The sequence below is a fragment of the Streptomyces yerevanensis genome, assembly GCF_000716805.1.
GTDB lineage: Bacteria > Actinomycetota > Actinomycetes > Streptomycetales > Streptomycetaceae > Streptomyces > Streptomyces flaveus.
The window spans coordinates 38,601-62,377 of record NZ_JNWJ01000002.1; the positions used below are offsets into that span (position 1 = coordinate 38,601).

Annotated in this window: 18 protein-coding genes and 2 pseudogenes; 10 read left to right on the forward strand and 10 right to left on the reverse strand. The window is 67.6% G+C overall.

The features are described from left to right. Positions 1-140: 140 nt before the first annotated feature. Positions 141-497, forward strand: a pseudogene (locus OP79_RS56745) (FCD domain-containing protein); the annotation flags it as partial. A gap of 84 nt (positions 498-581) precedes the next feature. Here the strand turns inward: OP79_RS56745 and OP79_RS02190 are convergent. After that, positions 582-2,054, reverse strand: a complete 1,473-nt coding sequence (locus tag OP79_RS02190; RefSeq protein WP_033318172.1) for a non-reducing end alpha-L-arabinofuranosidase family hydrolase — start codon at positions 2,052-2,054, stop codon at positions 582-584. A gap of 746 nt (positions 2,055-2,800) precedes the next feature. Between OP79_RS02190 and OP79_RS02195 the strand changes: the two genes are divergently transcribed. From OP79_RS02195 to OP79_RS51275, 3 genes are all read left to right on the forward strand, one after another. After that, on the forward strand, positions 2,801-4,234 hold the full coding sequence (locus OP79_RS02195) for an endo-1,4-beta-xylanase (RefSeq protein ID WP_033318173.1): 1,434 nt from the start codon (positions 2,801-2,803) through the stop codon (positions 4,232-4,234). 31 nt (positions 4,235-4,265) lie between these two features. After that, entirely contained in the window at positions 4,266-5,642 is a 1,377-nt protein-coding gene (locus OP79_RS02200; RefSeq protein WP_051744343.1) for an RICIN domain-containing protein, read from the forward strand. Between the two features lie 360 nt (positions 5,643-6,002). Then, positions 6,003-6,551: an IS3 family transposase gene (locus tag OP79_RS51275; RefSeq protein ID WP_078491566.1), complete on the forward strand. Its 549-nt coding sequence runs from the start codon at positions 6,003-6,005 to the stop codon at positions 6,549-6,551. Positions 6,552-6,682: 131 nt separating this feature from the next. Here OP79_RS51275 and OP79_RS51280 read toward each other — a convergent pair. Further along, positions 6,683-6,826, reverse strand: a pseudogene (locus OP79_RS51280) (3-oxoadipate--succinyl-CoA transferase subunit B); the annotation flags it as partial. 905 nt (positions 6,827-7,731) lie between these two features. Between OP79_RS51280 and OP79_RS49600 the strand changes: the two are divergent. Together OP79_RS49600 and OP79_RS02220 are read left to right on the forward strand one after the other, a co-directional pair. After that, positions 7,732-8,745 carry a hypothetical protein gene (locus OP79_RS49600; RefSeq protein ID WP_033318382.1) on the forward strand — a complete coding sequence of 338 codons (1,014 nt, stop codon included), beginning with the start codon at positions 7,732-7,734 and terminating at the stop codon, positions 8,743-8,745. Positions 8,746-9,146: 401 nt separating this feature from the next. Then, on the forward strand, positions 9,147-9,380 hold the full coding sequence (locus tag OP79_RS02220) for a hypothetical protein (protein ID WP_157857264.1): 234 nt from the start codon (positions 9,147-9,149) through the stop codon (positions 9,378-9,380). Between the two features lie 273 nt (positions 9,381-9,653). Here the strand turns inward: OP79_RS02220 and OP79_RS02225 are convergent, their stop codons facing one another. Beyond that, entirely contained in the window at positions 9,654-10,031 is a 378-nt protein-coding gene (locus OP79_RS02225; RefSeq protein WP_033318176.1) for a nuclear transport factor 2 family protein, read from the reverse strand. A gap of 372 nt (positions 10,032-10,403) precedes the next feature. Between OP79_RS02225 and OP79_RS02230 the strand changes: the two genes are divergently transcribed. Next, complete coding sequence (locus OP79_RS02230; protein ID WP_033318177.1) at positions 10,404-11,126, forward strand: dienelactone hydrolase family protein; 723 nt, start codon at positions 10,404-10,406, stop codon at positions 11,124-11,126. Between the two features lie 1,153 nt (positions 11,127-12,279). Here OP79_RS02230 and OP79_RS02235 read toward each other — a convergent pair. Further along, a complete protein-coding gene (locus tag OP79_RS02235; RefSeq protein WP_033318383.1) occupies positions 12,280-13,062 on the reverse strand; it encodes an IclR family transcriptional regulator in 783 nt (260 codons plus the stop codon). 160 nt (positions 13,063-13,222) lie between these two features. On the opposite strand from OP79_RS02235, the gene OP79_RS02240 reads away from it, so the two are divergent. Next, positions 13,223-13,933 (forward strand): 3-oxoacid CoA-transferase subunit A, encoded by a 711-nt coding sequence (locus tag OP79_RS02240; RefSeq protein ID WP_033318384.1) that lies wholly within the window; start codon positions 13,223-13,225, stop codon positions 13,931-13,933. A gap of 33 nt (positions 13,934-13,966) precedes the next feature. Continuing rightward, positions 13,967-14,620: a 3-oxoacid CoA-transferase subunit B gene (locus OP79_RS02245; RefSeq protein WP_051744378.1), complete on the forward strand. Its 654-nt coding sequence runs from the start codon at positions 13,967-13,969 to the stop codon at positions 14,618-14,620. 350 nt (positions 14,621-14,970) lie between these two features. Here the strand turns inward: OP79_RS02245 and OP79_RS02250 are convergent, their stop codons facing one another. From OP79_RS02250 to OP79_RS02280, 6 genes are all read right to left on the reverse strand, one after another. After that, the gene (locus tag OP79_RS02250) at positions 14,971-16,176 is read right to left on the reverse strand and encodes an ROK family transcriptional regulator (protein ID WP_033318386.1); all 1,206 of its coding nucleotides are present in this window, start codon (positions 16,174-16,176) and stop codon (positions 14,971-14,973) included. Positions 16,177-16,189: 13 nt separating this feature from the next. Continuing rightward, positions 16,190-17,470 carry a sugar ABC transporter permease gene (locus OP79_RS02255; protein ID WP_033318178.1) on the reverse strand — a complete coding sequence of 427 codons (1,281 nt, stop codon included), beginning with the start codon at positions 17,468-17,470 and terminating at the stop codon, positions 16,190-16,192. Next, positions 17,467-18,243 carry an ATP-binding cassette domain-containing protein gene (locus OP79_RS02260; RefSeq protein ID WP_033318179.1) on the reverse strand — a complete coding sequence of 259 codons (777 nt, stop codon included), beginning with the start codon at positions 18,241-18,243 and terminating at the stop codon, positions 17,467-17,469. Before OP79_RS02260 ends, OP79_RS02255 begins: the two co-directional genes overlap by 4 nt. A gap of 111 nt (positions 18,244-18,354) precedes the next feature. Then, positions 18,355-19,446, reverse strand: a complete 1,092-nt coding sequence (locus tag OP79_RS02265) for a sugar ABC transporter substrate-binding protein (RefSeq protein WP_033318180.1) — start codon at positions 19,444-19,446, stop codon at positions 18,355-18,357. Positions 19,447-20,784: 1,338 nt separating this feature from the next. Next, positions 20,785-21,204: an integrase core domain-containing protein gene (locus tag OP79_RS02275; protein ID WP_157857266.1), complete on the reverse strand. Its 420-nt coding sequence runs from the start codon at positions 21,202-21,204 to the stop codon at positions 20,785-20,787. Positions 21,205-21,358: 154 nt separating this feature from the next. Continuing rightward, positions 21,359-22,798 (reverse strand): DUF1996 domain-containing protein, encoded by a 1,440-nt coding sequence (locus OP79_RS02280; protein ID WP_033318388.1) that lies wholly within the window; start codon positions 22,796-22,798, stop codon positions 21,359-21,361. 383 nt (positions 22,799-23,181) lie between these two features. On the opposite strand from OP79_RS02280, the gene OP79_RS02285 reads away from it, so the two are divergent. Beyond that, a complete protein-coding gene (locus tag OP79_RS02285) occupies positions 23,182-23,586 on the forward strand; it encodes a transposase (protein WP_078491568.1) in 405 nt (134 codons plus the stop codon). Positions 23,587-23,777 lie beyond the last annotated feature (191 nt).

Genomic DNA, 23,777 nt, shown 5'->3' on the forward strand with positions numbered 1-23,777 from the left:
TGTCCTCCCTCGACTTGTCCAGGCCCACCACCTGGGCACTCAAAGATCAACCAACTTTGCGATCGGCATAGGACAAACCCGACACTCGTCAGGCGGATTGCCTTCACCGGCCGCGCCGGGCGAGCTGGGTCGCCTTCCACGACGTCATCATGCAGGCGTCGGGAAAACGCATCGCCCGTGGGGTGGTCCGTGCGCTGGAGAGCCAGGTGGTCAACACCGCGCGGTACATGGGCCGGCCCGAGCGCGCCGTGTGCGTCGCCTCCAACCGCGGCCATCGCCGCGTGTACGAGCGCATCGCCGCCCACGACCCGAGCGGTGTGGCCGAGGCGATGTTCACCCACATCACCGAAGCCTGGCTCGTCCGCCGCAGCGCACCGGGCGACCCGGTACGCCTGGACCGTTGGCAAACGCCACCGGCGGCGGCACCGCGTTACGGGATGGCCCTCGGGCTGGTGAGCGTTGCCCGACCCCGCGCTCCGTCGCCGTATGAGCGCTGACTTGTCGCGTGACCCGGGCGGGCTCGGACTTCCGCCGAGCCCGCCACGCCGGCTCCATCCCGGAGCCGGACCCGTGTCACGCCGTCAGCGCTGCAGTGTCAGCAGACCCGGGCGGTAGGGCCATTGGCCGTAGTCGCCGCCGGAGTTGGGGTCGCGTCCCTGGTAGAGGAACTGCAGGTTGCAGGGATCGATGGTGAAGGTCTGATCGGCGCTGGCGCGGATCAGTTCGCCATGGCTGATGTCGTTGGTCCAGGTGGCGCCACTGTTGGCCTTGCCGGCGAAGGGGTTGCTCTCGGTCGCGGCCTGGGGTGTCCACGAGCCGTTCAGACTGGTGGCCGTGAACGAGCGGAAGTAGCGGCCTTGAGAGCCGATCGCCTCGACGATCATGAGGTAGCGGTTCTGGCCCTGCAGCTTGTAGACCTGCGGGGCTTCGAACAGGTTGTTCCTCGTATCGCTCATGATCGTTGTGTAGTTCGAGCCGAAACTGCCCGGGAAGTTCCCGATCGGCATGCTGGCCCGGTAGATCTTGCCGTTGTCACCGGCGAAGAACAGGTACATGTTCGAGCCGTCAGCGATGAGCGTCTGGTCGATGGGTCCCGTTCCGGAGTCGGGGAGACTTCCGGAGAAGAGCGGCTGCTCCGCTGACCAGCCATTCGGGTTGGTGGGGTCGCTCGACGTCCGGTAGGCGAACTGGGTCCGACCCCACTGGTAGGCGAGCACCCAGATGTTCTTCGGCGCGAAGTAGAAGAGCGTGGGCGCGACGGTGGAATTCGACATCGCGTTCTGGCTGGCCGAGGCCATCTCCGGCCAGTTGGTGAACAGGCCGAAGTTCATCGAGCCCCAGCCCGATCCTTGTCCCACGCCGTGCGTCGTCCCATAGACGAGGTGCTTGCCGTTGTAGGGGGCGACGGTGAAGTCCTTGAGCGAGGCCCACCCAGCCTTGGGCTGCGCCAGCGCGCCCGTTGATGTCCAGCGGTATGTCGACGGCAGATCGCACTGGCCGGGGTTGTCGCCGCCGACCTTGACGAGCTGCCACTGCTGGTTGGTGCCACCCCAGTCGTCGTACTGGACGACGTTCGCGTTGTCGGCGCTGGAGCCGCCTTGTACTTCGAGGGCCTTGTTGCTGTGGCGCGCGATGAGCCTCACGTAGCCGTCCGAGCTGTCGGCCAGCCGGAACTGCTGGTTGGTGCCGTTCAGGTCGGCCCACTGGACGATCGAGCCGCCGTTGGCCGCGGAGAAGTTGTGGACGTCCAGCACCTTGCCGGAGTGGCGGGACTTGATGCGGTAGTAACCGCCGCCGGAGTCGACGAACTGCCACTGCTGCTGGCTCTGATCGTTCCTGGTCCACTGGGTGATGCGGGCGCCGTCGCTGGTCGCCCGGTTGTAGACGTCCAGGGCTTTGCCGCTGCTGCGGTTGACCAGCACATACGAGGCGTTGGGGTCTACGGTCGCCGCGGCGGCGGGCTTGGCACCGAGGAAGGTAGCCACGAGCAGCAGGGGCGCGAGGACGGCGAGCAAACGTCTTGGACTGACCGGGGACGGGTGGCGAAACCACATCAGAGGGCCTCCGTTCGGGGGCGGGGGGGGTGAGGTGACACCGAGGAAGCGCGGAGCGGACGTACCGGGGGACAGGGCATCTCGAATGTTTCGATGAATTCCCCGATGCTGTGACGCCACAAGCTAGGAATGCGGGGCCCGCTGGTCAAGGCCTGTCGCCGATCTGTCCATAAACAGCGCCTCCCATGTGGGCTTGACGAGCTGTCGCGGCGTTCCAGAAAGTTTCGGGCGACGAATCGAAACTTCTTCTGCGGAGAGTATTGACGATCCATCGTCAATACTTCAATCTCCCTGTCTGAGAAAGCGGCCCTAGTTCGAGATATCGAACCATGTCGCCCCTGGCCGATCTGTGCTGCATGGCAAATCCACGCACAGCTGCACGACAGATCCGCGCACCAAAGCACCTTCGCCCCCCCGTTTCGTTCCGGTGAGGTTCGCACCAGCGCATCGTGGCTCTTCGCGCAGTTGGAGAGGTACGCGACGCCGCGTGGCGGCCCCCGGCTGAGCCGCGATGGAGGTACCCCCATGCCTGTGTCGGAACACCGCCACCGCCCGCCGTAGGTCACCCGGCGGCCGGCCGGGTGCCGTCCGTACCGATTGAGATCGGCCCGGTCCCCTCACCGCGATGTCCGGTGATTCCGTGCTGCCCGGGTTCCGGCCCGCCCCGTTCGTCTGCCGAGTGAGAGCGGACGACGCATTCCCCTGCGCTTCAGTCCTTCCGTGACTTCTACCTTGGAGGCACAGCCATGGGCTCGTATGCCCTTCCCAGATCCGTTATCCGCCGGAAGATCCGCGGCCTGCTGTTGGCGCTGGTCGCCGGCGTCCTCGGTACGGTCGCCACGCTGGCCGCGCCGCCACCGGCCGCACACGCCGCCGAGAGCACGCTCGGCGCCGCGGCGGCGCAGAGTGGCCGCTATTTCGGAACCGCCATCGCCTCGGGCAGGCTGGGCGACTCGACGTACACGTCGATCGCCAACCGCGAGTTCAACTCGGTGACGGCCGAGAACGAGATGAAGATCGACGCCACCGAACCGCAGCGGGGCCAGTTCAACTTCACCGCCGGCGACCGCGTCTACAACTGGGCGGTGCAGAACGGCAAGCAGGTGCGCGGCCACACCCTGGCCTGGCACTCCCAGCAGCCCGGCTGGATGCAGAGCCTCAGCGGCAGCAACCTGCGCCAGGCGATGATCGGCCACATCAACGGCGTGATGGCCCACTACAAGGGCAAGATCGCCCAGTGGGACGTCGTGAACGAGGCCTTCGCCGACGGCAATTCGGGAGCCCGGCGCGACTCCAACCTGCAGCGCACCGGCAACGACTGGATCGAGGTCGCCTTCCGCACCGCGCGCGCCGCCGACCCGGCCGCCAAGCTCTGCTACAACGACTACAACGTCGAGAACTGGACCTGGGCCAAGACTCAGGCCATGTACAACATGGTCCGCGACTTCAAACAGCGCGGCGTCCCGATCGACTGCGTAGGCTTCCAGGCCCACTTCAACAACGACAGCCCGTACAACCCCAACTTCCGCACCACCCTGCAGAGCTTCGCCGCCCTCGGCGTGGATGTGGCCATCACCGAGCTCGACATCCAGGGCGCCTCGCCCAACACCTACGCCAGCGTGACCAACGACTGCCTGGCCGTCCCGCGCTGCCTCGGCATCACCGTCTGGGGTGTGCGCGACAGCGACTCGTGGCGACCGCAGCACACGCCGCTGCTGTTCAACTCCGACGGCAGCAAGAAGCCCGCCTACAACGCCGTCCTCAACGCACTCAACGGCGGCTCCTCCACGCCCCCTGGGAATGCCGGACAGACCAAGGGCGTCGGTTCGGGCCGCTGCCTGGACGTGCCGAACTCCGGCACCGCCGACGGCACCCAGGTCCAGCTGTGGGACTGCAACAGCGGCACCAATCAGCAGTGGACGCACACCGCCGCGGGTGAGCTCAGGGTCTACGGCAACAAGTGCCTGGACGCCGCCGGCACCGGCAACGGCGCCAAAGTCCAGATCTACAGCTGCTGGGGCGGCGACAACCAGAAATGGCGCGTCAACTCCGACGGTTCCATCGTCGGCGTCCAGTCCGGCCGCTGCCTCGACGCCGTCGGAGGCAGTACCGCCAACGGCACCCTGATCCAGCTCTACACCTGCTCGAACGGCAGCAACCAACGCTGGACCCGCGCCTGATGGGACCTGCCACAGACGAAAGGGCGAGTCGATGAAGACCTACGGTGCGGCTTCCCCCGCCCCTCCACGCAAACATCGCTGGTGGTCCCGGGTCGCCGCCGTGGTGGCGGCGACCCTCGCGATCGGCATGCTCACCGCGGTGAATCCGGCGCCCGCCGAGGCGGCGACGGTGGACACCAACGCCTGGTACGTCCTGGTCAATCGCAACAGCGGCAAGGCGCTGGACGTCTCCGGCACGTCCACCGCCGACGGCGCGCGGGTCAGCCAGTGGACGCGCACCGACGGAGCCAACCAGCAGTGGCAGTTCGTGGACTCCGGCGGCGGCTTCTACCGCCTCAAGGCCCGGCATTCGGGCAAGGTTCTCGACGTGGCCGGCACCTCGACCGCCGACGGTGCCGCGATCCAGCAGTGGGCCGACCACAACGGGGCCAACCAGCAGTTCCGTCTGGCCGACTCCGACGCGGGCCACGTCCGGCTGATCAACCGCAGCAGCAGCAAGGCGGTGGAGGTGCAGGGCGCCTCCACCGCCGACGGCGGCAACGTCGTCCAGTACTCCGACTGGGGTGGCGCCAACCAGCAATGGCAGATGGTCAAGCTGTCGTCCGGTGGCGGTGGCGCCAGCGGATGCGGCAGCGCCCCGACTCTGGCGAGCGGGACGCACACGATTCAGAGCGGCGGCAAGAGCCGCAGCTTCATCCTCAGGGTTCCCGCCAACTACGACAACAGCCGCCCCTACCGGCTGATCTTCGCGTTCCACTGGCGGGGCGGAACCGCCGGCGACGTCGCCTCGGGCGGCACGAGCGGGACCGCCTGGTCCTACTACGGCCAACAGGAACAGTCCAACAACAGCGCGATCCTCGTCGCCCCCCAGGGCCTCGGCAACGGCTGGGCCAATTCGGGCGGTGAGGACATCACCTTCGTCGACGACATGATCCGGCGCATCGAGGGCGGCCTCTGTGTCAACCCGGCACAGCGCTTCGCCACGGGATTCAGCTGGGGCGGCGGTATGAGCTACGCACTCGCATGCAGCCGGGCGAACGCCTTCAGGGCCGTCGCGGTCATCTCCGGCGCTCAGATCAGCGGGTGCAGCGGCGGCAACCAGCCCATCGCCTACTTCGGAATCCACGGCATCAGCGACAACGTCCTCAACATCGGGCAAGGACGGTCCCTGCGCGACAAGTTCGTCGCCAACAACGGCTGCACTGCCCAAAGCCCGCGCGAGCCCGCGCCGGGCAGCCGAACGCACATCACCACCACCTACTCGGGCTGCCGTGCCGGATACCCGGTCCAATGGGCCGCGTTCGACGGTGGCCACATACCCGGTCCGGTCGACGGCTCCCCCAACGAAAGCGGCGTCGCCACCTGGACCAAAGCAGAGATCTGGAGGTTCTTCGCACAGTTCCAGTGACACGCCCGCACCACGGAGTGGAGCCAGGATGATCCTGGCTCCACTCCGTCGACGTCTGTCCCAGATTGAAGGACGGAGAGTGTATTTCGCGAAGGAGCCCCAGTAAGCAAGCAAGTACGAGTTCATCGACGAGATGCGGCTCGACACCCAGGAGTACACCTACAGCGTCGAGTTCATGTGCGGCCGACTCGGCGTCTCCAGATCCGGCTACTACGACTGGCGATCCCGCCCGGAATCCGCGACGGCCCAGCGGCGCGACGAACTGAAATTGCTCATCGAGAAGGCCTTCGACATGTCCGACAGCACCTACGGACACCGGCGGATCCAGCCCAACTCGACCGCTGGGGCGTCGCCGCCGGCATGGAACTGGTCCGTCGCCTCATGCGCGAACTGGGCCTGGTGCCCTGCCAGCCACGGCCGAAGAGGTTCAACCTCACCCAGGCCGCAGCCGGCCAGGTGCCGGACCTGGTGGGCCGCGACTTCACGGCAGATGCGCCCTGCGAAAAGCTCGTCGGTGACATCACCTACGTCGCGACCGGGGAGGGCTGGCTGTACCTCGCAACGGTCATCGACTGCTGTACAAAGGAAGTCATCGGTTACGCGATGGACGACCACTACCAAACCCCGCTGATATCCAGGGCGATCCGCAACGCGGCGCGGAACAGGAACCTCTCGGCGGACGCGATATTTCACTCCGGCCGCGGCAGTAACTACATGTCAGCCGAGTTCGGGAAGGCGCTCGACCGGTTCGGGCTCCGCCGGTCTTCCGGCCGCACCGGGATCTGTTTCGACAATGCCATGGCCGAATCGTTCTTCGGCGCGCTGAAGAACGAGCGTGTATCAAGGGTGACTTACCTGACCCGAGAGGCCGCTCGGCAGGACATCACTCAATACATCGAATTCTGGTAAAACCGCAAACGCCTCCACTCGGCGGTGGTTTACCGCCCTCCGCGCGAAGTCCACGCCGAGTATGAGAAGTTGCGAATCACCGCGTGAAATAAACGGTCAGAAGCCTGTCCGGAAAACGCGAGGCCCCTCACGACCGTGTCGCGCAGCAGGCGCAGTTCCGCGTCGGTGGGTGGTTCGACGACGGTCAGGTCGTTGGCCACCTCCAGTTCCCAGCCCGTGGCGGCCCGTACCTGGTCGACGGTCACTCCCGGGTGGAGGCCGGTCAGACGGAGTTCCTATGGTGAACGGGCCGCCGGGGACCAGCACTGGTCCTGGTCCGACCACACCCTCAGGATGCCGTCGTGGTCCTCGGTGGCGACGCGGGTGCCGTCGGGGGACCAGCCGACGGACTCGACTGCAGCTCCCTGGCGGTCGAAGGCATTGTCCTGGCCTGGTGGACGATGCGGAACACGCTGTGGCTGGTGCTGATGGCCAGGCGGTCGTCGACTGGTGACGAGGCGGTACTCCACACCCGGTACGTTTGTTCGATCACGTGGTTGGGAGAGACGCCGGTCGTGGCGTCCCATACTCGGACCGTTCCGTCGTCCGAAGACCTGGAGTGTCGTGCCGCCGAGGTCGACGCCGATCCTGAGGTCGTTGGTCTGCATGGTGACTTGCCGCGTTCCGCGGACTCGACGGGCCCCTGGCCCGTTCGGACTTGGTCCAGGTGAGACGCGCAGGCGCGCAAAGGCGCAACAACGGGTTCATATAAGCTCCTCGCTTCGGTTACCACCGTCCGAGACTGCTTGGGAGAGCCCCTGTGACCGCCGCGTTCGCTCCATCCGAAGGGGCCGTTACACCCGTCGACGCGACATCCGCTGACGAGGCAACCGTCGAAGGGAAGTCCGTCGAGGGGAAGCTCGTTGCCGGGACGGCGGGGAAGGAGTCGGTCGTGGAGCAGACGGCCGTGGCAGGGACGCCCGTCGGCGAGTCGTCCCTCGAAGTGGCTGTCGGCGCGGGGGAGTTCTGGGTCGAGCCGGGCGCATCCACTGGCGCGGAGGATCTGTCGCTGGGCGAGTCGGCGGCTGTCCCGGCGCCCGATGTCCCGGCGTCCGGTGACGCTGTGACCGTCCCGCCGCCGGTTGGGACGGTACTCGCCCCGCTGTCCGATCCTGCGCCTGTGCCCGTCCCCCGCCAGGACATGACCGTCCCTTCCCCCGGCCTTCCCGAGGCCGTGGTCCGAGACGCGCGCGAGTTCGGGGAGTACGCGCGGACGGGCGGCTGGGCGTTCGCGCTCAAGGTGGCGCGCAGTGTGCGGCCCGGCGGACAGCCCGCCGGGGAGACGCCGAAGGTCTCCGCAAAGAGGTTCGCCGAGCTGGCCGGGTGCTCACCCGAGCGGGTCATGCGCTACTACAAGGCGTGGGACATGGCGGCCGACGACGCTCTCGTGCCGCACCTGGAGGCACTGGTCCCCGGCGAGGACATCGAACTGCCGGACGCCGACGTGTGGCTGTCGTACTACAACTCCCGCAACAGCGCTTCCTCGGTGCGTGGTACGGCGATCACAGCGGCGGCCGAGGCGGAGGGCATCCGGCCCACCAAGGCGCTCGAAGTTGCCGAGAACCCCACTGCGCTGCGCGCCGCGATCCTCGCGGATCCCTCGACCGCGCAGGCGGCGCGGGCGGCGCTCCTGGACCGGCTGAAGGAGGACCCGGCGCTGCAGACGGAGCTGGCCCGTGACATCGCCCGCACCGACGAGCTGAAGAAGGCGGTGGCGACCGAGACCCAGGTGGCCGGCCGGATCGGTTATGTGCGCCAGATCGTCGAGGACGGCCAGGTGAGGACGCCGGCCGGGCAGACGATCGAGGCCTCGGCCGAGCTGCGGGACGAGGCCGAGCGCCATCTGTCCCTCCTCGACGAGCTGGACGACGACGAAGAGGCCGGCCAGTGGGCGGCGGAGGCGTACAGCACGGTGAAGGACCTCGTCGCCCAGACCGTCGAGGCCGACCCGGAACTGCGCCTGCAGGAGCGCCGTACGAAGTTTTACAGCAGCCTTCAGAAGGCGACGAAGGTCTTCGAGGAGCTGACCTTCGACGACGTGGACGACCTCGACACCATCTACGAGGACGACATGCTCCAGCGTCTGGAGGAACTCCAGCAGGCGATCGCCACCTGCGTCACCGCCCTGCGCAGGGCGGCCCCGGCACAGCCGTGACCCGGCGGACGGCGCCCGCGGCCGACGCGGGCCCGGACGCCGTTCCGAGGTGCGGCCGGCGGGCCCGCCGGTGTCCCGCCAACGCCCATACGGAATATGCGAGTTCTGCGACGTTCCTGGGCTACGGATGCCGCTCCGGCGCGCGCAGCGGCGTCCAGTGTCCGAGTGAGTGGCGGAGCTCCCGGTGCCGGTTTCGGAGCGAGCAACGAGAGCAACTCCCCGAGGCCCGCAGCGCGTTCACACCGCGGGGCAGCGTGACCGAACGGGCGGTCGGCGTGCGTGCGGGGGGTGTGGATGACTGGTAGACGCACGTCGGAGTCGCGTCAAGCAGGGAGTTGAGGTCGGCCATCTCGCGCTGTGCGCGTCGCTCGGCGTGGCACAGAAGGGCCGCCCTGGGCCACTTGGCGCCCCACCCGGCCCGGTTCGTTGTCCTCAGCCGCGTCAGTGGCTACCAGGGGGTACTCGCCGCCAACTCCTTGGCCAGGACGGTCTATCCGTTCCTGCGCTTGCCGATCGGCAGAATCGGCTCCCGGGATGACGAGACCTCGAAGGTCCTCGGCACCTGCCGGGGCAAACAGTTCGTCCAGCTGCGGGATGAGGCGGGCCACCTGGGTGGGATGCAGCGCCATCGTTGATCAGCTCATCGATGCGCCGAAGAACGACCTCGGCGCTATTCGAGGGCTGTGACTGCGCAAAAACTCCCACCGTGCGAGTCCTGAGTTCAGCCTCCCAACTTCGAACTGGACATCGGGATCCGAGCAGACCCATTCCCCCACGGCCTTCGTACTGGTCAGGTGCCTCTTTGGCCGGAACACAGGATCAGCCGAAGGCCGCCCTCACGTCCGCCGGATGCACTTCCGAGTGATCATGTTCGGGGGGCGCCGTTCGATCCGGGTCCCAGACCAAATTCAGCGTGCCCCGGCCGGGTTGGCGTCCTCGCCGAGGTAGGTGCCGTATCCATCGGCTACCAGCGGGCCTTCGAAGATCAGCACCTCGTTGACCAGTCCGCCCCTCTGGTTGCGGTAGTTGATGACCAGGCAGTCCACGCCGACGTAGCATCCGACCACTTCAAACTGCAGGTCCGGGATGCGCCGCAGGCCCTCCGCCCAGTAGGCACGCAGCGCGTTCTTGCCGCGAATGACCCCGTCACTGCCGAGCAGTTGTGCGGCCACCGGCGACCGGAACGTCACGTCGTCGGCGAAGTGCGTTAACAGAGCGTCCAAGTCGTGCGCGTTCCACGCCGTCACCCAGGAGTCGACGAACGCCCGCGCTGTTCCATGATTCATGGGCGCATTATGCCGTTCCACACCAGGCCCTAGCAGACCGCTCGGTTCGAAGAACAAGCGGCCCGCCACCCGCTACGACGTGGGCAAGACCGTCAAACGGCTTGAGACAATCACCGAACGCAACCAGGCCAGACCATAAGCACAAGCGCAGACCGTGTCCTATGTGGTGAGGCGGCATCCGGCCACGGAGCCTCCGCAAAAACCCGTTGGCGGACCACGGCGACCGTTGCTAATCTCCCGGAGGCCGTGCGAGAGAACGAGGAGGTGGTACCCGTGAACGCAGTATCGACATGGGTGCTCCCCTCCGGGGTTACGGTCGGGCGATAGGTCGTCCGGGAGCGCCGTTCAAGAGCACTCCCGAAAGGCACGACCGTGCAATTCACTTCTGAACAGCGCCTCGACGACGGCGTCCTCGAGCGCGAATTCACCCTCGGGGAGATCCCCGGCACCCTGTGGACGCCCGGATCCGCACCGGCCCCGCTGGTCCTGATGGCCCACAACAACGGCTTGCCCAAGGCGGAACCCCGGCTGGTGGCCCGGGCCCGATACACCGCGGCGCGCGGCTACGCGGTGGCCACCATCGACGCCGCCGGGTGCGGTGACCGTCCCCGTTCCGCCGCCGACGAGCAGGCCCGTGCCGACCTCCGGGGGGCGATGCAGGCCGGCGAGCCGGTCGACGAGATCTTGGAGTCCTTCATCGGCCCGCTGGTCGAAAACGCGGTCCCGGAATGGCAGACCACTCTGGACGCCCTCCTTGAGCTGCCCGAGATCGGCGGCCCGGTCGGGTACTCCGGTGGGTGGACCGCCCTCGGCATTCGGCTGGCAGTGGTCGAGCCGCGCATCGCGGCCGCAGGCTTCTTCGCCGGGGGGTACGTGCCCCGTGCCCAGCGCGAGGAGGCCCGGCAGGTCACCATTCCGCTGCTGTTCTTGCTGCAGTGGGACGACGAGGGGAACCCACGGCAACGGGCCCTGGACCTGTTCGACGCCTTCGGCAGCAAGGAGAAGACGCTGCACGCCAATCTGGGAGGGCACACCGGCACCCCGTGGTTCGAGCTGGAGGACGGGTGCCGGTTCTTGGACCGACACCTGAAGTGAGGCCGGGCCGTCTGGCGGGCAGCAGACGGTAGGCGGTGTCGGCCAGGATGCCGTCATCGAGTACGGGGCCCGGCCCTCCTCGATGGCGGCGGCCAGCAGGTGCACAGCCGCCCCGATCCCGGCAGTACCGGCCATCGGCGGTAGCGGCTGGTCGGGGCGGCGCTCGGCCACCAGCGCCGCCATCAGCTGGGACCATGCCGTGAGGTACTCGACCCGTACCTTGCGGATCGCCGGGCAGGCGACCGACTCTGCCCAGGCCGGGCCGGGCCGGGGTTGGCGGCCAGCAGCCGGCAAGGGGTACGCATCGCGGCGTTCAGCATTTCCGCGGGGGCCGTCGCTGGGCTCGGTGATCCGGCTGACCTCGGTGCGAACGCCATCCCGATTCCGCCGCCGTCACCGAGGTAGCGCCACAGGTAGTCGACGAACGGCCGGCCCTCGTCGTCGCCGACCACCCACGCCGAGGCGCGGAAAGAAGTCCCGGCTCACGCTGTTCGGCGGCGCGGGAGGCCGCTGCAGGCGGAGGGTCACGGCCACTGGACCGAGACCGACGTGGGGCGCCGCACTGCTCTTCGAGCGGTTTCTCGATGTTCTCACTTGCCCCTGTCTCCCTGTCCATGGAAGACGACAAGGCTGTCCACGTGAAGCATGACGACGATCGAGGCGTACGCCCTGGGGACCGCGGAAGCGGTATCCGCACTCGCTTGATCCGATCCTGTGAGACGTCCGCGCGGATCGGGCCGTCAGTGGTCGGATCGGTGGCCGGGACGGGCGGTGGCGGGTGGTATCCACCGGGCAGATGGTCCTGATCCAGCACCGCAATGGTGAGAGGGCTAGGCGGCGGGGCCGATCTGGCCCATGATCGTCGTCAGTCGCCGACACCCGTTGCTTGCGGCATGGTCTGGCAGTGCACCCATGCGCCGCGGCCCGGTAACGGGTCGACGGTACGGCTCGATTCCCCCCACGGCTACGCACGCGAGTCACCCGGACAAACCATGCAGGTCCCCCGCCCTCATGCCTTCCCGCGCTACGCGGGGAACCGCGGAGCTTTCACTTGGGACGACCTCACGGTCGGTGAGGATCTGGTCGCACGTGCGGCCGTCCGCCTGGAAAACGCCCGCCGGTTCCGCCGCCAACGCGGCATCACAGCCAGCGGTCAGCGCCGGGCACCCGCGCCGGTCTTCAGCGTGCGACCGAGCGCGTGCGCCTCGCGCAGCAGGAGTGCGCCGAGTTCAGGTCTGCGCTCGGCGCGGAACCTGGTCTCCACACCCGTCACGGTCAGTGCCCACGCGGGCTGCCCGGCGTGATCAAACACAGCCGCCGCCATGCCCCAGCTGCCTTCCACGACGAGTCCGGGGTTCACGGCGTAGCCGTCGATCCGGGTCTGCGCGATCCGCTCGCGCACCGCGTCCGGCGCATGTGCCGGCCCCCACCGGTCGACCAAGTCCCTGGATGCCAGATAGGCGTCGATCTCGGTGTCGTCGAGGAACGACAGCGCCGCCAGGCCCGCCGATACGACACCGAGAGGGAAGCGCGCGCCCTCATACAGCACGAAGGAACGGATCGGAAAGTCTCCGTCCTCACGCAGCAGGCACACCGTCTCGTCACCCCGCCGGGCTGAGAAGAACGCGCTCTCTCCCGTCAAGGCTGCGAGCCGGTGCACGCTCTCACGTGCATGACGGGTGATGTCGTAGCGAATGCCGGCCACGCCACCGAGCAGATACAGCTCGGGGCCGAGGAACCAACGCCCACTGCGTCGATCGCGGTCGACGAAGCCCTCCTCCGCCAACGAGGCAAGCAGTCGATGCACGGTCGGTCTCGGCAGGCTTGTCGCCCTCGCCAGTTCGGCGGTGCCCGCACCAGCCTCGTTGACCGTCGACAGCGCACGCATGAGTGTGCTGATCCTGCCGACGAGGTGAGCTGCCGGGGTCGCGTCCATGCCGTCATCGTATGTCCACTCAGTGGACGCCATGTGCGCTCCCCGCTCACCCGGCAATCGGTTTTCCCCGTCAGAAGCGCTGCTTCTTGCATGACAAGCGCGCATGAGAGTTGACTCTGGCGCTCAGACAGTGAACGCACCGGATGGGGAGGTGGACGAGTTGACCAAGCTGCGCGCGATCGCGGAACAGGCCTTGGCCGACGTGCTGACCGATGGGATGACGATCGCCGTCGGCGGGTTCGGTCTCTGTGGTGTCCCGTACGACCTCATCGAGGTCGTACGGGACAGCGGGGTCACGGGGCTGACGGTCGTATCCAACAACATGGGGGTCGACGGCAAGGGTCTCGGCCTGCTGCTGGAGAACCGCCAGGTGGCCAAGGTGATCGCCTCCTACGTCGGCGAGAACAAGCTGTTCGCCCAGCAGTACCTGAACAAGGTTCTCGACGTGGAGTTCTCCCCGCAGGGCACGCTCGCCGAGCGCATGCGCGCCGGTGGGGCGGGTATTCCGGCCTTCTACACGAGGGCCGGTGTGGGCACGCCCGTCGCCGAGGGCAAGCCGCACGCCGAGTTCGACGGACACGTCCATGTCCAGGAGCGTGCGATCGTCGCCGACCTCGCACTCGTGCACGCCCACACCGCAGACCACGCGGGCAACCTGACGTACCGGGCCGCCGCCCGCAACTTCAACCCCCTCGTAGCCACGTGTGGCCGGGTGACCGTCGCCGAGGCCGAGCACCTGGCTGAGGAGTTCATCAACCCCGAATCGGTCACCACCCCCGGCATCTACGTGAGCCGTCTGGTGGTCGCACGCAAGCGGACCAAGGAAATCGAGCAGCGTACGGTCCGCCCCCGCGTGACCGTCGAAGCGTAGGAGTGACGACCCGTGCCCCGGACACGCGACGAGATGGCCGCGATCGCGGCCGCCGAACTCGACGACGGCAACTATGTAAATCTTGGCATCGGCATTCCGACCCTCGTGGCCAACCACATCCCCGACGGCGTCCGGGTGACTTTGCAGAGCGAGAACGGCATCCTCGGCCTCGGCCCGTTCCCCTGGGAAGGAGAAGAGGATGCCGACGTCATCAACGCGGGCAAGCAGACGGTCACCGTCAACCCCGGTTCGAGCTACTTCGACTCCGCGACGTCCTTCGGCATGATCCGCGGTGGCCACATCGACATTGCCATCCTGGGTGCCCTGCAGGTGAGTGCCAAGGGCGACCTGGCGAACTGGACCATCCCCGGTGCCCTCGTGAAGGGCATGGGCGGCGCCATGGACCTCGTGGTCGGCGCCCGCCGGATCGTGGTGCTCACCGACCACGTCGCCAAGGACGGAAGCCCGAAGATCGTCGACGACTGCACGCTGCCGCTGACCGCTGCCGGCGTGGTCGACCGCATCATCACAGATCTCGCCACCATCGATGTGAGCCGGGGTGGCCTGCTACTGAGGGCACTCGCTCCGGGTGTCACCGAGGAGGAGGTTCGGGCGAGGACCGGCGCCCCGCTGCAGTTGTTCGCAGCGGCAGCCGCAGGAATCGGGAGTACCTCAAGAGTGGCGTGATCACGGACCGCACGGTCGAGGGAGACTGCGCACCACGGCCGTGAAGCTCATTTGACGCTCGGCATCGTGCTACGTGATGCCGATGACACACCCTATGAAGCGCAGATCTGCAAGAGGAGCCACCCGGCGGGATCACCGTCGAGCCGGATGACCACGGACTCGGTCGCTGCCGCAGCGGCCTGACCACCAAGCTGCATCTGACCACCAAGCTGCACCTGGCCGTCGAGCGGGTCGCCGGGTCACCAGGCCGCCGGGCGCTGGATCGCCTCGCCGGCGGTGGTGAATGTCATGGACGCGATCCGGGGTAAGCGCCGCGGCCGGCCTTCGTGCCCTTCGCGTCGCCGTACTGGCTATGCACCGGCGCGGGCCAGCGTCTCCAGAGGGCCGACCAGGATCTCGGAGAAGGCGAGTTCGGCGGCTCCGATGAGCACCGCGTCGTCGCCGAGTTCCCCCACTCGCAGCCGCAGGTTCTCGCGGGAGGCCGTGAGGGCAAGGCGGTTGATACGGCTGCGGATCTGGGCGGCCGAGCCGAGGAACACCTCGCGGAGCGTCCCGCCGAAGATGACCGTGCGCGGGTTGAGCACATTGACCAGGTTGGCGACGCCGATGCCGAGCCAGTCGCCTACGTCGTGCAGGGCGGCGCGGGCGGTGATGTCTCCCCGGTCGGCCGCTTCGACGACGGCGCGTACGGCTTCCCGGCCAGTGGCCGACGGGTCGCGCTGCGCGGTCTCCAGCAGGGCGCGCTCCCCCGCCTCGGCTTCGAGGCAGCCGCGCCCCCCGCAGCCACAGGGCCTGCCATTTCGCGGGTTGACGACCATGTGCCCGATCTCGCCGCCGTATCCGCTGTCGCCGCCCAGCAGTTGGCCACCGGTGATGACACCGCCGCCGATGCCGATGTCACCATGCAGGTACACGAGGTCCTGGCAGCCGGTCCCGGCACCGCGCAGGTGCTCCGCGAGCGCACCGAGACTGGCCTCGTTACCCACCGAGACGGGAAGGCCGAGGCCCAGCCGGCGCATGAGGTCCTCGCCGAACTCCTCGTCCTCCCAGCCGAGGTAGGGGGCGGCGCGGACGAGGCCGTCGGGTCGGCGCACCATCCCGCGGACGGCGGCGGCCACGCCGACGCAGTAGGTGCCGTGCCGTGCTGTGCTCACCATTTCCAGCGCGGCTCCGGCGAGGACCTCGGCCACCTTGCCGGCGTCGCGACGGCCGGGAAGCACGGGGATCTCCCTGTGGTCGAGGAAGACCCCGCCCAGGCCGATGCGCGCGGCGGCCAGCCGGTCCACGCCCACGTCGAAGGCGAGGACGTACACGCGGTCGGACTCGGGCCGTACGACCAGGGACGGACGGCCGGCCCTGCCGGTCTCGCGGGGCAGTTCCTCACGGACCAGGCCGGCCGAGCCCAGCTCGCTCACCAGACCCAGGATGGTGCTGCGGTTGAGTCCCATGCGCTCGGCCAGGACGGCCCGCGACATGGATCCGCCGATGTGCAGATGACGGAGCAGGGTGCCGAGGTTGTGCCGGCGAATCTCCTCCTGCGAGGGACCGGCTTTCATGGAGCCCCAGACCTCATCGTTGTACGGCCCGGCGACGGGACAGCGCATCCACGCCTGCGGCCACCAGCAGAACCGAACCCGTGACAGCGTACTTGACCCCTGAGCTGTACCCCATCAGGCCCATGCCGTTCTGGATGACCGCGACCACCATGCCGCCGAGCACGGCGTCAACGACCCTTCCCCGCCCGCCGAACAGGCTCGTCCCGCCGATCACGGCGGCGCCGACCGCCAGCAACAGCACGTTGCTGCCACCGGTGTTGGGGTCGACCGAGTTGCCCCGGGACGCGGCGATGATGCCGCCGACCGCGGCCAGGGACGAGCAGATGACGAACGCGGAGATCCGAATGGCCGCCACGTTGATGCCGGCCCGGCGGGCCGCCTCGGCGTTACCGCCCACCGCGTAGATGTGCAGGCCGAACGAGGTGCGCTGGAGCAGGAACGTACCGGCGACGAGCAGGACGGCGATGACCGGCACCACGATCGGCACGCCCTTGAGCGAGTCGACGATGACGTTGCGGCTGCGCTCCTGGTTGAGCAGGTGGACGGCGATCGCACCGAGCACCGCCATGCCGCCGATCCTGACTGCGAGCAGGGTGAGTGGAGCGGGGGCGAGCCCGCGCCGCCGGCGATTGCGGTTCTTCCGGAGCTGGATCGCCGCGTACGCCCCGACACTGACGGCGAGCAGTACCCAACCCAGCGCGGGGGAGAGGTTGTTGTTGGCGACGGCCAGGATCGTCTGGTCCCGGATGGAGATGTTGGTGCCTTCCTTCAGCAGCATCAGCACGATGCCCTGGAACCCGAGGAAGGCGGCCAGGGTGACCACGAAGGAGGGGATGCCGACCTTCGCCACCAGCAGGCCGAGCAGCAGGCCGATGACCGTACCGCTGAGGATCGCCGCGCCGGCCGCGCCGTACCAGGGCCATCCGTGGTCGGTGAGCAGGATGGCCAGGACGGCGGCGCAGACCCCGCTGGCGTACCCCGCGGACAGGTCGATCTCGCCGAGGAGGAGGACGAAGACCAGGCCCATGGCGATGGCGATGCTGCCCGCGCCCTGGGTCAGCAGGTTGGCGAAGTTCAGCTCGGACAGGAAGACCGGGCGCAGGGCGGCGAAGAACACGCACAGGACGATCAGGCCGAGTATGGCGGGGAGGGCGCCCAACTCGCCGCCCCGTACCCGCTCGACGTAGTTCCGGGCGACCGAGCGCAGACTCACGGTCCCGGCCGCTCCGTTCTTCTTCGACGTACCGGGACTGCGCGGCAGCTCCGGCTTCTCGGGGGCGACTGCGGCGGTCATGCGGTGGCTCCGTTGCTGTGGGCGAGGCCGAGGTCCCCGCTGCGGCCTGAGGTGATGAGTTCGACGACCTGGGAGTACGTCACGTCCGACGTGCTGACCTGGGCGGCCGTCCGGCCCAGGTAGAGGGCGGCGATCCGGTCGGACACCGCGAAGACGTCGTTCATGTTGTGCGAGATCAGGACCACGGCGAGACCGTTGTCGGCCAGCCGCCGGACCAGTTCGAGAACCTGTGCCGTCTGGGCGACACCGAGCGCGGCGGTCGGCTCGTCCAGGATGACGACCTTGCTGTTCCACAGCACGGCCTTGGCGATGGCCACGGTCTGCCGCTGGCCGCCGGAGAGACTGGAGACCTGCTGGCGGATGGACTTGACGGTGCGGACCGACAGCCCTTCGAGGGTCTGGGCGGCCATCTCCTCCATCGTCGCGTCGTCCAGGACGAGTCCCCGGCGCTTCTCGCGGCCGAGGAACATGTTCTGCACGATGTCGAGGTTGTCGCAGAGTGCCAGGTCCTGGTACACGATCTCGACGCCCATTGCCGCCGCGTCACGCGGGCTGTGCACCTGGACCTGCTCATTTTCGAACCAGTACTCGCCGCCGTCGATCGGGTGGATCCCGCCGATGCACTTGACCAGGGTGGACTTGCCTGCGCCGTTGTCTCCGACGAGGGCGGTCACCTCCCCCGGGTGGACGTCGAAGGACACGTCGTGCAGTACCTGCACGGCGCCGAAGCTCTTGTCGATCCCGCGCAGTCGAAGGATCGGGGTCGCTGTCATGGAAGACGGCTCCTTACGGTCGTGAGGTCGCGGGCCCCGGGGGGTGGGAGCCCCGGGGCCCGCGGTCGGGCCGGCCGGACCAGGTGTGACGGTCCGGTCGGCCGGTCAGGGTTACTGGATGCCGGCCTTGGTGCACAGGGCGGCGTACTTGCCCGTGCACAGCTCTGCCTTGGTGACGAAGCCGTCGTCCACGACGTCCTTGACGTTGTCCTTGTAGATGGCCACCGGCGTCTCCAGCACGGACGGGACCTTGCGCTTGCCCTCGGGGTCCTCGACGGCCGCGTTCGTCTCGCCCTTCTCGCCCTTGGCGAGGGAGATGGCGAGCTTGGCCGTGGCGTCGGCCTCCTTCTTGACCGCCTTGTAGACGGTCATGCACTGGTCGCCCGCGAGGATGTTCTGCAGGCCCTGCACGGTGGCGTCCTGGCCGGTGACCGGGACCTCGCCGTTGCGGTTCTGCTTGCGCAGGACGGCGATGGCCGCGTTGCCGAGACCGTCGTTGGCGGCGAGCACGCCGCCAACCTTGGGCTCGCTGGTGAGCATCTGCTCGAAGATGGTGCCGGCCTGGGCGTTGTCCCAGTCCGGGACGGACTGGTCCGGGCCCTTCACGTAGTCGCCCGACTTGTACTTCGGGTCGAGGACGCCGTTGTAGCCCTCGGCGAAGAGCGTGGCGTTGTTGTCCGTCGGGGAGCCGTTGAGCGTGGCGACGATGGGCTTCTTGGCCTTCATGTCGCTCAGGCACTTGCTGAGGCCCTCACCCTGCAGCTTGCCGACCGCGGTGTTGTCGAAGCTCACGTAGTACTGCGCGGAGCCGCCGAGGGTGAGCCGGTCGTAGTCGATCGTGGCGACGCCCTGCGCCTTGGCCTTGTCCAGAACCGCCTTACCCGTGCCGCTGTCCAGGTTCACGATCACCAGGACGTTCACGCCGCTGGTGATCATCTGGTCCGCGATGGTCTGGAACTCCTGCTTGTCGCCCTGCGCGTTCTGGATGTCGTACTCGACGCCCGCCGCCTTGAACGCCTCGGAGAGGTACTTGCGGTCCGCGGTCTCCCAGCGGGCCGAGGACTTGCTGTCCGGGAGGATCACACCGATCTTCGGCTTGGCGTCGGAGCCTGAGTCACTGCCGCTCGACGAGTCGTCGCCACAGGCGGTGAGCGAGCTGACCAGTGCCACCGAGGCGGCGGTGAGGAGGAGTCCCTTGCGCATGGGCAGGGTCCTTTCTGGTGTTACGGCCGGACGACCGGACGTACGAGGGTGGTGAGAAGAAAGGCGAGAAGCGCGCTCTCGGGGGAATTGCCGGGTGTCGGGTGATCCGCCCGGCTGAATGTTGTGAGCGGGAACTTACGGCGCTCCGGAACCCGTGCGCCAGAGTGCGGGCGGTGCTATTTGTTATCCGCCATAACAATTAGGTGACGCTGTCGCAACGCGGCGACCTCTCTGCCTCCTGTGCGCCATGAACCCGGAGAGGGCATGAGGCCGTGCGATGGCGGCCGTGCAGTGGCCCATAGGGCGGCGTGGCCCGGAGTGTCCACGCTGATGGCGCTTCCACGGCCGTGACCGCGTCCGTGCCCGCGCGCGTTGGTGTGCCCGTGTGCATCACGACCGGACCGGAGCTGGGCCCGCACCGGGAGCCGGACGGCGGGAGCCCTGTGGAGCGATCCACCTTGCGGGCAGGGGGTGAAAATGGCTCCGATCTTCGGCCTTTTGGGGTGTCTGCGCACCGCATGGAGGAGTGGGGATGCCGCATGGAGGAGTGGGGATGACAGCACGGGATCGTCCGGGCCGGGACTTCGCAGGCTGGCGTGCTCCCAGCCTGCTCGCGCCGTTCACTCCAGCGTGCGGTGCCGGAATTGGTACTTGTCGGCGCCGTGTCAGGTGCCGGTGTCCTCAACGGCTCGCGTCAGTCGGGTCGGTTGCTCAACGGGGCCACCCGGAGGTACGGCCGATCGAGGGCGGGCTGCTGGTCGCTGTCGTCGTGATCGCTGGCGCCTACACCCGGGCAGGCCCTTGCGTGTTGTTGTTCGGCCTGTCGTGCCGCATCGGTGAGGCGTCTGCTGTGGGGCCGGCCCCGGCCATGATGCAGTCAGCGGAGGGTCTGTTGGCCGGACTGATTGAAGTGGTGGGGGCTGTAACCCGACTCGACCGAACTGTTGAGGCGCATGGGCGCCGAGCCTGGCTTCTGTCGTCACGCGGCTGCGGACAAGGCACCGACCGGGCCGGGGTCTGGAACACAGGCTGATCCTCGAGTCGGCTCGTCAGATGCGGTGCGGACACCGACCGGAGAGTCGGCGACAGATGCCGACTGCGATCGGTGCGGGCCGCCTCAGCGCAGTGATCGTCCTGGTCGATCCGTGTGACTCCGACCGGGTTTCTGGCCTCGGCAGGCCGGACGTTGTGGCGGGCTGGCCGTTTTTTGACCGCTGCGCGTTACTCGCCGTGCCCATCCTCGGGGGCTCCTTGGACCATTTCCTGCGTGGCGAGGCGGATGGGCCGCTTTTAGCGGCAGGGGACCGCGGCAGTCTGAACCGCTGATCGGTGGAGGCTCTATGCGTTGGCTCCAGCCGCCGGTTGGGGTTGGTGTTGAGCGTAGTGGTTGGTCTCGTGCTCGTGGGGCGGGATGTCGCCGATCGCGGTGTGGAGGCGCTGGTTGTTGAACCGGTCGACCCATTCCGCGGTGGCCAGTTCCACGTCGGCCAGGCCGTGCCAGGGCTTGCGGGGTTTGATCAACTCGGTCTTGCAGAGGCCGATCTGGGATTCCATGGGCGCGTTGTCCAGGGCGTCGCCGACGGTGCCGAGCGAGGCGTCGATGTCGGCCTCGAGGAGGTGCGCGCTGAACGCGAACGACGTGTACTGACTGCCCGCATCCGAATGATGAACCAGCCCCGGCCCAGCGGGAGTTCCGACGCGGTCACGGCGCCACAGGGCCATGTCGAGGGCGTCGAGGACGAGCTTGGCCGATGCCACGCTGGAGGTGGCGGTCGTCCTTCGGTGTGACTGAGAAACGCAACATGTCGATGGTGCGCTGCCCGCTTGACGCCTCGGACGTGGCGTTCCCACCAGCATTCCGTTCATGGCGGTGGGCGTCGTCAGCGCGACGCCCACCGCCCGGTACTCGGACTCAGCTGCACTTACGTCCGGTGTTGATGCACTGGACCGCCTTGTTCATCAGCTTCGCGTCGAAGACGTTGATGAAGTCACCGTGGTCGGTGACCGGCTTGTGCTGCTGTTCGGGGAAGCTGTCCAGCGAGAAGAACGGACGGGTCTTGCCGTTGTCCTTGACGCTGGGCGCGTCCACGTCGTACACCAGACGTTGCACCAACTGGGGAATGGCCTTGAAGCCGGTCGGGCAGTTGCCGCCCGCGTCAGCGAAGGCCACGTGCGTACGGTGGTTGGCGCTGTCGATGTTCGTGCCGTCCCAGCAGCTCTGGAACTTGAAGGTGCGCACCACGTCGCTGCCTGACGGGCAGAGGGGGTACTTGTCCTTCAACTGCACCTTGTTCTCGAAGCCGGTGCAGCTCCATGAGGCGTTGGCGTTGGCCGTGCCGTTGACGAACGCCTTGGCGTCACCGGTGATGATGCGCAGGAACTTGGGCATCGCCACCACCTTGCCGCGGGGGCTGCCCACGAAGTTCAAGGTGGCCTTCTTAGCCGTCAGAATCCGGCCCGTGTTGCCCTCGGCACCGCCGCCCTGCTTGTCGGCGTCGAACTCCTTGGTGCCGTCCTGCAGGCGCAGCACCGGCCAGTAGTAGGACGACTTGTCGCCCCTGTTCTGGCAGCTGGTCCCGGCCTTGGCGAAGTCCTGGTCGCTCGAGAAAGCGTCGTTGTCCTGGTTGCCGATGTAATCGTGCAGGTGGTGTGCGCCGTTGGTGACACCGGGCGCGACGATGACGTTGTCGCTGTTGTACAGCTTGTTGGCGTTCACTCCGCACTTGCTGACGAAGACGCCCTTTGAAGCCTTCGCCGACTTGGCCGGCGTGCGCACATTGGACTTCACCTTGGTGATGTCCACGAAGTCGGCGGCGACGGGGCCGTTGCCGGTCCCTCCGGCATTGGTGCTGTTGCCACCCTGACCGGCGGCGGGCTGGTTGCCGGTGGCGCGCAACGTGCAGGCCGCCAATGCGTCGAGGCCCTGCGGCTTGGCTGCCACACGGCCGATGGCGATGGCGATCCGGTCGATCGTCGCCTTCCGCTTGTCCTTCAGCGGACCCACGATCGCGTTCTGGGCGAAGTTGGGGTCCTGCTGAATCGCCTTCTGGGAGGTGGAGAGGCGCTGGTATGCCTCGGATATCTGCTTGTCGAGGAGTGCCAGCTCCTTGTCGACCTGGGCCTTCGCCTTGGCAGGCACTGATTTCAACTGCTGGCCGACGTCGGGGCAGTCAATGGTGGAGGTTCCAGCCGCGAGCGCCTGGTTCTGGGCAGAGCCCTTCGACGCGCTGGTTTCGTCGGCCGAGGCGTAGAGGTTGACCGCCACCAGTCCACCGGCCCCTATGGCCAGTGCGGCCGCCGCGCCTACCGCCCGGCGGGCGGTCTTCGATCTTCTTCGCGTGTTGCGTCTCATCAGGCCTCTCAAGGACATCTCCGGAGCCGGCAGGACTTCCGGCATGGGGGAAGCGCATCCTCAGATACGAATGTGCGCGCCGAATACTCAGCGAATTCTCAAGTTCGTAGGTTCCTCCATCCGCAAACAGTGCATAAGGTCCCAATCGTGGCCAGGTCAGCTTCCAGTAATTGTTGTGACGGGCAACAGGTCGCCCGGGGCGGTTACGGTGAGTTCGACGCACCGGCCGACATCTGTCTCTGCGCCGGCGAGCGTCGTCTCCCGGGCTCGGGAGGGTCAGGCCTTCCCGGCCACATCTGTCCCCGTCGCCCATGGTTGAAGCTTCCCCTTGATCGTGGACACCTGGAGACTGGGACCTGAGGTTCCAGAGGAAGTAGCACCAGGTGGGAAGCAAGTACACGAAGCGGTACACCGAGGAGTTCAAGCGGGACGCGATCGCGCTCGTGGACTCCTCGGGTAAGACGGTCACCGCGGTCGCCCGGGAACTCGGCATCAGCTCGGAGTCCTTGCGCGGCTGGTACCGCCGGGCCAAGGCAGACCGGGGCGAGGGGCAGCCCGGCGAGCTGACCAGCGCCGAGCGTGAGGAACTGCGCCGGCTCCGCAAGGAGAACCGCGAACAGCAGCAGACGATCGAGATCCTGAAAAAAGCGACGGCCTTCTTCGTGAAGGAGAGCGACCGGTTCATCGAGACCTTCTGCAACCGCCGCCGCCTGCGCAAGCACAAGATCTTCGGCTACCTCACCCCGGCCGAGACCGGACAGCGGCACCAACACACCCTCGCGGCATAACATCGAGTGTCCAAGATCACGGGGAAACTTCACCCGCATACCCGCCCACCGTTTCTGACAAGGACTGAGCCTGGTCCGCAGGGTTGGGTGGCGTCGGCAGCGTGTACTCGGGGGTACCGTGCCCGTACGCGTGGGACGGCTTCCGTGAGGTGGAAGCCATCCCATCCGCGATGGGCCCGATCACGACCTTC

Excerpts from the sequence above, each read along its gene's own strand:
- OP79_RS02255 (WP_033318178.1), bottom strand. The coding sequence starts at position 17,470 with ATGACCGCCGCAGTCGCCCCCGAGAAGCCGGAGCTGCCGCGCAGTCCC.
- OP79_RS51275 (WP_078491566.1), top strand. The coding sequence starts at position 6,003 with ATGGAACTGGTCCGTCGCCTCATGCGCGAACTGGGCCTGGTGCCCTGC.
- OP79_RS02190 (WP_033318172.1), bottom strand. The coding sequence starts at position 2,054 with ATGTGGTTTCGCCACCCGTCCCCGGTCAGTCCAAGACGTTTGCTCGCC.
- OP79_RS02235 (WP_033318383.1), bottom strand. The coding sequence starts at position 13,062 with ATGGACGCGACCCCGGCAGCTCACCTCGTCGGCAGGATCAGCACACTC.
- OP79_RS49600 (WP_033318382.1), top strand. The coding sequence starts at position 7,732 with ATGACCGTCCCTTCCCCCGGCCTTCCCGAGGCCGTGGTCCGAGACGCG.
- OP79_RS02265 (WP_033318180.1), bottom strand. The coding sequence starts at position 19,446 with ATGCGCAAGGGACTCCTCCTCACCGCCGCCTCGGTGGCACTGGTCAGC.
- OP79_RS02225 (WP_033318176.1), bottom strand. The coding sequence starts at position 10,031 with ATGAATCATGGAACAGCGCGGGCGTTCGTCGACTCCTGGGTGACGGCG.
- OP79_RS02200 (WP_051744343.1), top strand. The coding sequence starts at position 4,266 with ATGAAGACCTACGGTGCGGCTTCCCCCGCCCCTCCACGCAAACATCGC.
- OP79_RS02280 (WP_033318388.1), bottom strand. The coding sequence starts at position 22,798 with ATGAGACGCAACACGCGAAGAAGATCGAAGACCGCCCGCCGGGCGGTA.
- OP79_RS02250 (WP_033318386.1), bottom strand. The coding sequence starts at position 16,176 with ATGAAAGCCGGTCCCTCGCAGGAGGAGATTCGCCGGCACAACCTCGGC.
- OP79_RS02245 (WP_051744378.1), top strand. The coding sequence starts at position 13,967 with ATGGCCGCGATCGCGGCCGCCGAACTCGACGACGGCAACTATGTAAAT.
- OP79_RS02195 (WP_033318173.1), top strand. The coding sequence starts at position 2,801 with ATGGGCTCGTATGCCCTTCCCAGATCCGTTATCCGCCGGAAGATCCGC.
- OP79_RS02260 (WP_033318179.1), bottom strand. The coding sequence starts at position 18,243 with ATGACAGCGACCCCGATCCTTCGACTGCGCGGGATCGACAAGAGCTTC.